General features: G+C 71.9%; 7 protein-coding genes. 6 read left to right on the top strand and 1 reads right to left on the bottom strand.

All coding sequences use genetic code 11. From position 1 onward, the window contains the following. Positions 1-21 precede the first annotated feature (21 nt). The 3 genes from ACZ7L0_RS30205 (at position 22) to ACZ7L0_RS30215 (ending at position 5,720) form a co-directional block, all read left to right on the top strand. Positions 22-2,148 (top strand): ATP-binding protein, encoded by a 2,127-nt coding sequence (locus tag ACZ7L0_RS30205; protein WP_471245679.1) that lies wholly within the window; start codon positions 22-24, stop codon positions 2,146-2,148. A gap of 145 nt (positions 2,149-2,293) precedes the next feature. Further along, complete coding sequence (locus tag ACZ7L0_RS30210) at positions 2,294-3,877, top strand: PucR family transcriptional regulator (protein ID WP_471245680.1); 1,584 nt, start codon at positions 2,294-2,296, stop codon at positions 3,875-3,877. A gap of 397 nt (positions 3,878-4,274) precedes the next feature. Next, positions 4,275-5,720, top strand: coding sequence for an aldehyde dehydrogenase family protein (locus ACZ7L0_RS30215; RefSeq protein WP_471245681.1), 1,446 nt, complete (start codon positions 4,275-4,277; stop codon positions 5,718-5,720). Between the two features lie 80 nt (positions 5,721-5,800). Here ACZ7L0_RS30215 and ACZ7L0_RS30220 read toward each other — a convergent pair whose 3' ends face one another. Beyond that, positions 5,801-8,641, bottom strand: a complete 2,841-nt coding sequence (locus tag ACZ7L0_RS30220; RefSeq protein WP_471245682.1) for a glycoside hydrolase family 3 C-terminal domain-containing protein — start codon at positions 8,639-8,641, stop codon at positions 5,801-5,803. 334 nt (positions 8,642-8,975) lie between these two features. Between ACZ7L0_RS30220 and ACZ7L0_RS30225 the strand changes: the two genes are divergently transcribed. From ACZ7L0_RS30225 to ACZ7L0_RS30235, 3 genes are read left to right on the top strand one after another with little or no spacing between them, the layout of a single operon-like run. Then, positions 8,976-10,655 carry an extracellular solute-binding protein gene (locus ACZ7L0_RS30225; RefSeq protein ID WP_471245683.1) on the top strand — a complete coding sequence of 560 codons (1,680 nt, stop codon included), beginning with the start codon at positions 8,976-8,978 and terminating at the stop codon, positions 10,653-10,655. Beyond that, a complete protein-coding gene (locus ACZ7L0_RS30230; RefSeq protein ID WP_471245684.1) occupies positions 10,655-11,707 on the top strand; it encodes an ABC transporter permease in 1,053 nt (350 codons plus the stop codon). Before ACZ7L0_RS30225 ends, ACZ7L0_RS30230 begins: the two co-directional genes overlap by 1 nt. After that, positions 11,704-12,630: a carbohydrate ABC transporter permease gene (locus ACZ7L0_RS30235; RefSeq protein ID WP_471245685.1), complete on the top strand. Its 927-nt coding sequence runs from the start codon at positions 11,704-11,706 to the stop codon at positions 12,628-12,630. The genes ACZ7L0_RS30230 and ACZ7L0_RS30235 overlap by 4 nt, the downstream gene beginning before the upstream one ends. The last annotated feature ends 72 nt before the right edge of the window (positions 12,631-12,702 follow it).

Here is a 12,702-nt window from a genome sequence, read left to right on the forward strand (position 1 = left end):
GCTGGTCAGGGGGCAAGGGCGATGGACAGCGACGGGACGCAGGACACGCGGGGTACGCATGCGAATCCCGTGCCGCGTCCGGCGGGGCCGCAGGACGCCCCCGCCCTGCCGCCGCGGCCTGCGATGCCGCCCGGCGTGCCGCCGATGCCCGACGGGTCGGCCTTCCTGGCCTGGCTGCGGGCGCCCCGCCCCGAGGCGGCGCCGGGCGTGTGGCGGTTCGGGCACCGGCCCCGGCCGGAGGAGGAGCCCGAGCGGATCCCGACCCGGCAGCTGCTGAGCGGCGCGCTGATCGCGTTCCTGGTGGGCTGGCTCGTCTGGTCGCTGCTGTGGAACGGCTACCTCGGCGGCTGGTGGGTGCTGCCCCTCGAACTCTTCACCCCCGACTCCTGGCGCCAGGGCAACGACCGCGTCGGCAACGCCATCCTCTGGTACAGCTACTACACGCTGATCGCCGCCGCCATCATGCTCGCCGTGGGCCGGCTCGGCCGCTGGGGCGAGGTCTGGCGCCGCTTCGGCCCACCCGCCTGGAGCCCCGCCACCCCGGTCGACGAGCGGCCCCCCGCCCCGGAGCAGGACCCCGCCGAATGGCCCCACCTGCGCGCCGCCGGCGCCTTCGACGCCGCCGACCGGCTGGCCGCGGAGGCCCGGACCGGGCTCATGCGGGACGTGGACCAGGCCCGGATCACCCGCGCCTGGCAGGGCGTCCAGGCCGGCCGGCACAGCCTCGCCTCCTTCCGCGGCGCCGTGGTGCAGGACGGCGCCGCCGCCTGCCCGCACCCCTCCGGCGCACGCGACCTGCCCGCCCGGCACGCCCGGCACGACCTGGTCACCGGGCAGGTACGGCTCGGCACCACAGCCGACGACCCGCGCAACCCCTACCACTACCGGGGCACCGGCCTCGCCCTCGGCCCCGACCTGCTCGGCACCTCGCTGCTCGCCGTCGGCCCGGCCGGATCCGGCAAGACCGGCGGCATCGTACGGCCGCTCGCCGAGTCGCTGTGCCTCCAGGCCCTCGCCGGCCGGGCCGCCGTCGTGGTGGTCGGCGGGGCGGGCGCCGGGATCGGCCCGGCCGACGCCTACGACGTCGTCGTCCGTATCGCCCACCCCGAATCGGTGTACGACCTCGACCTGTACGGCGGCACCACCGACCCCGACGAGGCCGCCGCCGTCCTGGCCGAAGCCCTGGTCGGCGACCTCGCCGACCCGCACCCCGGCGGCGACAGCCGCCGCTCCACCACCGTCCTCGCCCAGCTGCTCGGCCCGTTCCGGGCGGTCCACGACCGCTTCCCCTCCGTACCGGAACTGCGGCAGCTGCTCGACGGCGCGCCCGGCGCGCTGGCCGCGCTGCGCAAGGCGCTGCACGACACCGGGCACGACTCGCTGATCAGGGAACTCGACGCACGCGAACGGCAGATGGGCCACCCCGGGGACGTGGGCACCGTCCTCGCCGACCGGATCGCCCTGCTCGACCGGCCCGCCTTCGCCGGGTTCTTCGACACCTCCGGGCAGTCCCGGCCGTTCTCCCTCAAAGCCCTCGACCACCCGGTGCGGGTACGCATCGACCTGCCCGAGCGCGGACACGCGGACGCCTCGCGGATCCTGGCGCGGCTGGTGCTCGCCCAGTTCACGGCGAGCGTCGCGCTACGGGAGGACCGGTCGCTGTTCGCCTGCCTGCTGCTGGACGACGCCTCCGGTGTGGTGACCCCGGAGGCGGTCCGCGGGATCCAGCGGCTGCGCTCGGTCAACGCCGGGGTCGTGGTCACCCTGCGCACCCTGGACGACGTACCCCGGCCGCTGCGCGGTCCGCTGCTCGGTGCCACCGGATGCCGGATGGCGCTGTCCGGGCTCACCCCGTGGGACGGACAGGACTTCGCCGAGGTGTGGGGCAAGGAGTGGACCGAGACCCGGGACGTCACCGACCGGCAGATCATCGCCGAGACCCCGGCCGGCAAGGCCGTGCACGTGCTGCGCCGGGTGATCACCGGCAAGGCGCCGACCGCGCGGGCGGTGACCGTCCGCCAGGTCGAGCGGGAGCGGTGGTCCGCCTCCGAACTGGCTCACGCGGTGCCGCCGGGACACGCGGTGCTCTCGCTGACGAACGTCAGGGGCGAGCACGCCCCGCCGCTGCTGGTGGATCTGCGGAGCTGAGAGGGACATCCCTCCACAGGGCACACGCGACAGTACGGTGAGGCAGAATCACCCTAGGTCGTTCATACGCGAAGGCCAAAAGATCGACGGCTCCGGCCGGAAGATCGCCAAAAGATCACAGAGATCGCACATACCTGAAGGCCTCATGCCCCCGACGCTCGCCTCGCTCGTCCACCACTCCGCGCTCAAGCTCACCGTGCGCGCGGGCGAGGACCGCCTCGACGTGCCCGTCCGCTGGGCCCACGTCAGCGAGCTCGCCGACCCCGTGCCCTACATGGAGGGCGGTGAGCTGCTGCTGATCACCGCCCTGAAGCTGGACGCCGAGGACCCGGAGGCCATGCGGCGGTACGTGAAGCGGCTGGCCGGCGCGGGCGTGGTCGGGCTCGGCTTCGCCGTCGGGGTCAACTACGACGAGATCCCCAAGGCCCTGGTCGACGCCGCCGAGCAGGAAGGGCTGCCGCTGCTGGAGGTGCCCCGCCGCACCCCCTTCCTCGCGATCAGCAAGGCGGTGTCCGCGGCCATCGCCGCCGACCAGTACCGGGCGGTGACGGCGGGGTTCGCCGCCCAGCGGGAACTGACCAGGCAGGCGCTGAACGCCGGCCCCGAGGGACTGCTCGGCGCGCTCGCCGGGCAGGTCGACGGCTGGGCCGCGCTGTACGACGCCTCCGGCGCCGTGGTCGCCACCGCGCCGGAGTGGGCCGGACGGCGCGCGGCCCGGCTCACCGCCGACGTGGAGCGGCTGCGGGACCGGCCCGCGCCCGCGTCGTCGGTGGTCGGCGGCCCGGACAACGAGGACCGCGTCGAGCTGCACACCCTGGGCACCGGGCGGCGACCGCGCGCGGCGCTCGCCGTGGGCACGGCCGCCGCCCTCGGCACGGCCGAGCGGTACGCCGTCCACTCCGCCATCGCGCTGCTCACCCTCACCACCGAGCGGTCGCGGTCGCTGCAGGCGGCCGAGCAGCGGGTCGGCGCGGCCGTGCTGCGCATGCTGCTCGCCGGGGAGCCGGACCACGCCCGGGCCGTCGCCGGGGACCTCTACAACGGGCTCCTCGACGCGCCCTTCCGGGTGATCGTCGCCTCCTCCCTCGCCCCCGCCGACGCGGCCGGGGACCCGCTGGGCGGGCTGGCGGAGACGGTCGAGTCCGCGGCGGCCCGGTCCGGGGAGGCCGTACTGGTCGTACCCGAGGGGGAGCGGCTGGTGGTGCTCGCCGCGGACGGCGGCGCCGCGGTGGCCGCCTGCGTGGAGTACGCGGCGGGGCTGGAGGCGGCGCGGGCGGTGCCGGAGCAGGGTGCCGTCGACGAGGGTGAGCTGGTCATGGGGCTGTCGGCGCCCGCCGGGCCGATCGCCGCCGCTGCCGCCTACAAGCAGGCCGAGCAGGCGCTGTCCGTCGCGCGCCGGCGGGGGCGGGTGCTGGTGGAGCACGAGCAGCTGGCGGCGGGGTCGGTGCTGCCGCTGCTGGCCGACGACGCGGTGAAGGCGTTCGCGGACGGGTTGCTGCGGGCGCTGCACGAGCACGACGCGACGGGCCGGGGTGACCTCGTCGCCTCCCTGCGCGCCTGGCTCTCCCGGCACGGCCAGTGGGACGCGGCGGCGGCCGACCTCGGCGTGCACCGGCACACGCTTCGATACCGGATGCGACGCGTCGAGGAAATCCTCGGCCGCAGCCTCGACGACCCCGACGTCCGCATGGAACTCTGGCTGGCCCTGAAAGCCACGTCACCAGAGTGACCGCACCCCCAGGGGGCTCCGCCCCCAGACCCCCGGCCTATGCCCACCCACCACCCGACTCGGTTGGTGAGAAGGCGCCCCACCCCGACTCGGTTGGGGGCGCACCCCCTCAGCCCGTCCGGCGTTTGAGGACGAGGCCGTTCAGGCCGAACGGGGGTTCAGGGGGCGGAGCCCCCTGGCGGGGTTGAAGGGGCGGAGCCTCTGGGGGATGGGACGGGTAGGGGCGGCGGGGGCGAGAAACTCGCGGTCTCGGCCCCCAGCACGCCAAAGCGGCGTACCGCAGGCCACCACCAGTACGACTCGGACAAGCGCCCCTCACCCGTCCCCGCCCTACCGTGGACCCGAACGCCAGGAACACACCACACACCCCCAACGCGGAAGGGCCGGGAACTCGCACATGACTTCCACCCACGCCTTCTGGCTCGCCGGCCGCCAGGTCACCGGCGAGGACACCTTCGACGTCACCTCCCCCTGGGACGGCCGACTGGTCGGAAAGGTGAGCGTGCCGACGGACGCGCAGGTCGAGGAGGCCGTGGCCGCCGCGTACGCCGTCCGCGAGGACTTCGCCGCCACCCCGGCCCACGCCCGCGCCACCGCCCTCGACCACGTCAGCAAGCGACTGGCCGAGCGGACCGAGGAGATCGCCCGGCTGATCTCCGCCGAGAACGGCAAGCCGATCAAGTGGGCCCGCGGCGAGGTCGGCCGCGCGGTCTCCGTGTTCCGCTTCGCCGCCGAGGAGGCCCGCCGGTTCAACGGCGGCGAGGCCCAGCGCCTCGACACCGACGCCGGCGGCCAGGGACGCCTCGCGCTCACCCGGCGCTTCCCCAAGGGCGTCGTCCTCGGCATCGCGCCGTTCAACTTCCCGCTCAACCTGTGCGCCCACAAGATCGCCCCGGCCATCGCCGCCGGCGCCCCGATCATCCTGAAGCCCGCCCCGGCCACCCCGCTCTCCGGCCTGGTCATCGGTGAGCTGCTGGCCGAGACCGAGCTGCCGGCCGGTTCCTGGAGCATCCTGCCGGTCTCCAACGACCGCATGCCCGCCCTCGTCCAGGACGAGCGGCTGCCGGTGATCTCCTTCACCGGTTCCGAGAAGGTCGGCTACGCGATCATGGACTCGGTGCCGCGCAAGCACTGCACCCTGGAGCTCGGCGGCAACGGCGCGGCGGTCGTGCTGGCCGACTACGCGAGCGACGCGGACCTCGACTGGGCCGCCACCCGCATCGCCACCTTCTCCAACTACCAGGGCGGCCAGTCCTGCATCTCCGTGCAGCGGGTCATCGCCGACGCCTCCGTCTACGACCGCCTGCTGCCGCGCATCGTCGCCGCCGTCGAGGCCCAGGTCACCGGCGACCCGGCCGACGACAAGACCGACGTCGGCCCGCTGGTCAGCGAGGACGCCGCCAAGCGCGTGGAGGCCTGGGTGCGGGAAGCCGTCGACGCCGGCGCCTCCCTGCTCACCGGCGGCAAGCGCGACGCCGCCTCCTACGCGCCGACCGTGCTCGCCGACGTACCGGCCGAGGTGACCATCTCCTGCGAGGAGGTCTTCGGCCCGGTCCTCACCGTGCAGAAGGTGGACGGCGAGGCCGAGGCGTTCGCCGCCGTCAACGACTCCAAGTACGGCCTCCAGGCGGGCGTCTTCACCCGTGACCTGCAGACCGCCTTCCGGGCCCACCGCGCCCTGGAGGTCGGCGGCGTGGTCGTCGGCGACGTCCCGTCCTACCGCGCCGACCAGATGCCGTACGGCGGTGTGAAGCAGTCGGGCGTCGGCCGCGAGGGTGTGCGGTTCGCGATGGAGGACTACACCTACGAGCGGGTGCTGGTCCTCACCGGGCTCGCCCTCTGACCCCGAGTCCCACCGAAGGGGCCCGGCACCGATGCGCATCGGTGCCGGGCCCCTTCTCTGTGCCGGCTTCGTCCGGACCCTCAACCGGAGAAGCCGACGCGCGCGAGCCGCAGCGGGCCGCGCAGCCCGAGGTGCACGTCGTGCACGCCGTCGGCGACGATCCCGGCGCCGACGGAGGTGTAGTCGTACGGGCCGGACGTGGGTGTGTCCAGGGTCAGGACCGCCAGCGCCGGACCGCCGTCCAGGGACACCTCCACCACGCCCTCGCCCGCCACCTCGGCGGTCACCTCCGCCACGCCGTCACCGAAGTCGCAGGCGCGGAAGACGAGCGCGCCGGTGCCGTCGTCCACCGGGGTGACCGCGTCCCCCGACACCTTCGTGCGGTCCACCAGGGCGATGCCGGACTGTTCGTCGAAATCGGCCGCCTCCAGGCCGTTCTGGAGCACCGCGCGCGGGGCGGCGGGCTCGCCGTCGAGGCCGACGGTCGCGCGCAGCCGGATGTCCTCGCTGGACGCGCCGGCCAGGAGTTCGTACGGGCCCCGCTCCAGGCGCCACCGGCCCCGCGCCACGTCCCAGAACTCGAAGGCGGAGAGCGCCACCTCGAAGCTCAGCTCCGCCCGCGCCCCCGGGGCCAGGGTGATCCGGCGGTGGGCGGCCAGTTCGCGGCGCGGGCGGACGACGGACGGGTCCACCGCGCGGATGTAGAGCTGGGCGACCTCGTCCGCCGTGACGTCACCGGTGTTGGTGACCGTGAACGACACGTGCACCGCGTCGTCCGCCACCCGGGCCGCGAGGTCGGTGTAGGAGAAGGACGCGTACGACAGGCCGTGGCCGAAGGGGAAGAGGGGCGTGCCCTCGTAGTAGAGGTACGTCTGGCGGGCGCCGATCACGTCGTAGTCGAGCAGGTCGGGCAGGTCGGCGTCGGCCGCGTACCAGGTCTGCGGGAGGCGGCCGGCGGGGGAGACGTCGCCGGCCAGCACCCGGGCCAGGGCGGTGCCCGCCGCCTGGCCGCCGTGCGCGGTCCACAGCACGGCGGGCAGCCACTCGGTGTCCACCGCGTACGGGTACGCCGAGACCAGCACCAGCACCGTGTTCGGGTTGGCGGCGCGGGCCGCGCGCAGCAGCCGCTCCTGGTGGGCGGGCAGGCCCAGAGTGGTGCGGTCCTCGGTCTCGCGGCCGTTGATGTGCGGGTCGTTGCCCGCCACCACCACGACCACGTCGGCCCCCGCCGTGACCTGGGTCACTGCTGTTTCGCCCGGCTCGGTGACGATGAGCTCGAAAGTCTCCGGGTTCTCGTCGGCAACCTTTACTCCGTCCGCGGAGACGGAGACGTGGCGGCCCGTACCGATGTGCCTGAGGAGGTGACCGTTCTCGTGGGGTTCCAGGCGGAACGTCTCCTGGACGATCCAGCCGCCCGGCTGGTCGGCGGAGGCGCGTACGAAGCCGTCGTCGGCGACCGAGAGGTAGCGGCCGTCGGGCGCGCGGAGCGTGAGGACGCCCTCCCCCCAGTCGACGAGCGCGAACTCGGTGCCGGTGGCGTCCGTGGTCAGCGGCGGCAGGTCGGTGCGGCCGGCCAGCAGGGCCGGATCCAGGGCGCCCTCGGCGCCGCGCACCTCGTCGGAGGCCCCCGGAGCGGACGGTACGTGCAGGAACGTACCGGCGGCGGTCTTCAGCAGTACCCGGTCCACGCCCTCCGCGAACTCCACCCGCTCGGCGCCGAACCGCTCGTACAGGCCCTCCAGCGGAGTGGACCGGTGCAGGAGCGTGCCGCTGTACCAGTCGAGCTTGCACTCGTCGGCGAGCAGGCCGACGACGGCGACGCGGGTGTCGGGCGCGAGGGGCAGCAGGTCGTCGTCGTTCTTCAGCAGCACCACCGCCTGCTCGGCCGCTTCCCCCGCGAGCGCGCGGTGGGCCGGGGTGTCGAACTCGCCGGTGCTCAGGTGGGGGTCGTAGTGCGGGTCGAACTCGCCGAGCCGGAAGCGGACCGACAGCTGGCGGTGTACGGCCGTGTCGATGTCGGACTCGGTCAGCAGGCCCCGGTCGAGGGCCCCGCGCACCCGCGCGACGATCCGCGAGCCGTCGGTGCCGTGGTCGGTGAAGCTGTCCACGCCCGCCAGCAGGGCGGCGGCGGTCGCCTCCTCGTGGGTGTCGAAGTAGTGCTCGAAGTCGACCAGGTTCGAGGGCGCGCCCGCGTCCGAGCAGACGAGGAGGTCCTCGCCGGTCCAGGCGCGCAGGTGCTCGCGCAGATACGGGGAGACGTGGTTGGGGCGGCCGTTGACCAGGTTGTAGGCGGGCATCACCCCGGCCACCGCACCCGACTCCACCGTCTCCCTGAACGCCCGCAGGTCGTACTCGCGCAGCACGCGCGGGCGGACGGAGCTCGACGCGGTGGCCCGGTCGGTCTCGTTGTTGTGGGCGAGCCAGTGCTTGAGGACCGGCGCGGTGCGCCAGTACGTCGGATGGTCGCCACGCAGCCCGTGCGTGTAGGCGGTGGCGATCGCCGAGGTCAGCTTCGGGTCCTCCGAGTAACCCTCCTCGTTGCGGCCCCACAGCGGGTGGCGCAGCAGGTTGACGGTCGGGGACCAGACGTTGAGGCCGACCCGGTCGTCGCGGGCGCGCATCGCGCGGACCTCCTTGGAGACCGCCTCGCCGACCCGGTGTACCAGGTCCGGGTTCCAGGTGGCGCCGAGGCCGACCGCCTGTGGGAACACGGTCGCCGGGCCCATCCACGCCACACCGTGCAGCGCCTCCTGGCCGGTGCGGAACGCGTCGATGCCCAGTCGCTCGACGGCGGGCGCGAACTGGTGCAGGAAGGCGACCTTCTCGTCCAGTGTGAGCCGCGCCAGCAGGTCGTCGATGCGCTTCGCGAACGGCAGTCGCGGATCGCGGAAAGGCGGCGTGGACGGCGTTTGTTCGGTCACGTGGCGGTTCCCCTTGGGATGGAGCGGCGAGGCGCTTTCGAAGCGCTTCGATGCTCATTCGACACCAGGGGAGGTGTCAAGACAACCCGGCGCAACAACTCGGACTCTTCACTGCCATTTCAAGCCGCATATACGGCCGTGCGGATCCGTGGGCACCCCGGAGGAATCTTGGGATCGACCCTTGTGCACCCCCAGGTGTTCACTTAACCTCGCAGCAACATCGAAGCGCTTCGACGACGATCGTGAACCGCTTCAGCTCAGCCAGTTCCACTCGAGACACCGCAGCCGACGGCCTCCCGCCGGGTGTCCTGGTGTGCCATGAAGGGTTGACGCAATGACGCCGAACGCCGCCCCCGGATCCGCCGCCTCCAGCCGGAGAAGCTTCCTCGCCTCCACGGCGGTCGCCGCCGCAGCGGTGACGGGCGGGATGCCGCTGCTGACCGCCTGCGGTGGTTCGGACAGCGGCTCGCGCGAGGGCACCACGTCGGGCAAGGACGCCAAGAAGCTGCTGCCGACGTATGTGGCCGGCACGCTCGCCCAGCCGGACATTCCGTCGAAGAACGGTTCGGCGGCCGGCTACACCGGCAAGGTCGACGTCTCCAGCCTCTCCGCCTCGGTCCCGGCCAAGCTCGGCACCGGCGCCGCCTTCAAGGTCATGTCCCCGTTCTGGGGCTCCCCGCCGAAGGGTGACTGCGCCTACTACAAGGCGCTCGACGCCGCGGCAGGCACCAAGATCACCTGGCAGAACCAGGACGGCAACACCTACGGCCAGAAGCTCGGCGCCGTCCTCGCCTCCAGCTCCATACCCGACATGGTCGTGGTGCCGAGCTGGGAACTGGTCGGCAAGATCTCCAACGCGGTCACCGCGAAGTTCATGGACCTCGGCCCCTACCTGGCGGGCGACAAGGTCAAGAAGTACCCGAACCTGGCCGCGATCCCCTCCGACGCCTGGCGCATGGGCATCTTCGGCGGCGCGCTGCGCGGCATTCCCATGCCCTCCGCCGCCGCGACCTTCATCGTGCCCTACTACCGCAAGGACATCTTCGACAAGAAGGGCTACTCCGTACCCAAGTCGCCCGACGAGTTCCTCAGCTGGGCCAAGGAGGCCACCAGCGCCAAGGCCAAGGTGTACGCCTGCGGCGACATGTCCTGGACCGCCTTCAACATCTTCGGCGTCCGCGCCTCCGGGCCGCTCGGCTGGAACATCGGCTCCGACGGCAAGCTGACGTACCGCATCGAGCAGCCCGAGTACCTCGAGGCCCTGGAGTGGACCCGCAAGCTGTTCGACGCGGGCGTGGTGCACCCCGACGACAAGGCGCGCTCGGGCGACGCGGGCCAGCGGTTCACCGCCGGGAAGATCCTGGTCTTCAACAGCGACACCTCCGCCTGGTACGGGAAGACTGCCGAACAGGCCGCGTCCAACCCGGACTTCGAGATCGACGGCATGGACATCTTCGGCGCCGACGGCGGTGACCCGACGCTGTACGCCTCCCAGCCCGCCACCATCTGGTCGCTGATCCGCAAGGGCGCCTCGAAGACGACGGTGGAGAACGCGCTGGCCGCCGCCAACTTCGCCGCCGCGCCCCCCGGCACCAAGGAGCGCATCCTCGTCGACTACGGCGTCGAGGGCACCCACTACACGGTCAAGGACGGCGTCCCGGTCAAGACCGACCAGGGCAACTCCGAGGTGATCAACGCCTGGGTGATGCTGGCCGCGCCGGCTCCCTACTTCGCCCACCCCGACTACCCCGAGGTCGCCCGCAAGCAGGTCGAGTGGGAGCAGCGGATGGGCGCCTTCACCAAGAAGACGTCCACGTACTCGATGAACATCGTCGAGCCGACCCGCTACGCGAACCTCTCCAGCCAGTTCGAGCAGCTGGAGATCGACTACGTACGCGGCAACAAGAAGCTGTCCGACGTGCAGGCCGCCATCTCCACCTGGAAGTCCTCCGGTGGCGAGAAGCTGCGCGACTGGTACAAGCAGCTCCTCGACAAGAACGGCAGCGGCAACTGATGTCTCTCACGGCCGGGAGCAGGCCCGAAGGGACTCGTCCCCCCGCGGCCGTCGAGGAACCGGTGGCCGCGGTCGCCACAGCGGTTCTGAAAAAGCGGGTGCCGCGCAAGGCGGGCAGGGCCGGCAAGGTCCCCTGGCGGATCCGGCTGCGCCGCGACCGCGCGCTCATCCTGATGACGCTGCCCGTCATCGTGCTGCTCCTGCTCTTCAACTACATCCCGTTGCTCGGCAACGTCGTCGCCTTCCAGGACTACGACCCGTACGTCTCCAGCAACGGCGTCACCGCGATCTTCCACAGCCCCTGGGTCGGTGTGGAGCAGTTCTCGCGGATGACCGACGACCCGTTGTTCTGGAGCGCCGCGAAGAACACCATCCTCCTGTTCGTGCTCCAACTGGTGCTGTTCTTCCCGATCCCCATCGCCCTCGCGCTGCTCATCAACAGTGTGATCCGGCCCCGGGTCCGGGCCGTGGCGCAGGCGATCATGTATCTGCCGCACTTCTTCTCGTGGGTCCTCGTGGTCACCGTGTTCCAGCAGGTCTTCGGCGGCGCGGGCATCATCGCGCAGACCCTCGAAAACCACGGGTGGAGCGGCTTCGACCTGATGACCGACGCGAGCCTCTTCAAGTACCTGGTCACCGCGCAGTCCGTGTGGAAGGACGCCGGCTGGGGCATCATCGTCTTCCTCGCCGCGCTGGCCGCCGTCAGCACCGATCTGTACGAGGCCGCCGCCATGGACGGCGCGGGACGCCGGCGACGCATGTGGCATGTGACGCTGCCCGCGCTGCGCCCGGTGATCGCCCTGCTGCTGGTCCTGCGGGTGGGCGACGCGCTGAGCGTCGGCTTCGAGCAGTTCCTGCTGCAGCGGGACGCGGTCGGCGTGGGGGCCAGCGAGGTCCTCGACACATACGTGTGGAACATGGGTATCCAGAACGGCGACTTCAGTTACGCGGCCGCGGTCGGCCTCGTCAAAGGCGCCGTCGGAGTCTGTCTCGTCCTGGGCGCGAACAAGTTCGCGCATCTGCTCGGCGAGCAGGGGGTGTACCAGAAGTGAGCCTCAACACGCAGCTCATCCGCAGTCTCAAGGCTCCCGCCCGCCCCGCGTGGGAGGAGCCGCCCAGCAAGGCCGGACTCACCGCGAAGGGCGGCCTCCTCACGCTCTGCTGCCTCGGAGTGCTGGGTCCGCTGTGGATCGTGATCGTCACCAGCCTCTCGCCCAAACCCGTGATCGACCGGGTCGGCGGCCTCGTCGTGATCCCCCAGGGCATCACCTTCGTCAACTACACCGAACTGCTCAGCGGCGGCCAGGTCAGCCGGGCGATCATGGTCTCGGTCGGCGTCACGCTCTTCGGCACGCTGTTCTCGATGACGGTGTCGGTGCTCGCGGCCTACGGCCTGTCCCGGCGGGGCAGTCTGGGCCACCGGTTTCTGCTGCTGACCATGATGGCAACCATGTTCTTCGGGGCCGGTCTCATTCCGACGTACCTTCTGGTGCAGTCGCTGGGCCTCACCGACACCTATCTGTCCCTGATCCTGCCGAGCGCGGTCAGCGTCTTCAACATCCTCGTCCTGCGGGCCTTCTTCATGGGGATCTCCCCCGAACTCACCGAGTCCGCCCGCATCGACGGGGCCAGTGACCTGCGCATCCTGCTGACCGTCATCATGCCGCTGTCGCGGGCGGTGCTGGCCGTCATCTCCCTGTTCTACGCGGTCGGGTACTGGAGCGCCTGGTTCAACGCCTCCATCTACCTCACCGACCAGCAGATGATGCCGCTGCAGAACGTGCTCATCCAGCTCGTCCAGAAGAACACCGAGGCGCCGACCGGCCTCCAGCAGGCGGTTCGCACTGGTCAACTCTCCGCTCTGGGGTTGCAGATGGCGGTCATGGTGCTTGCCCTGATCCCTGTCGCGATCGCCTCTCCCTTCGTCCAGCGGCACTTCAAGAAGGGCATGCTCACGGGTGCGGTGAAGGGCTGAAGCCCGAGCGGGGTTTCTCGCCGTAGGGCTGGCCGTCGCCTTTCGGCTGAAGCGCCGTCGTGGCTGATCGCG

Source organism: Streptomyces sp. NPDC039424 (assembly GCF_055639495.1).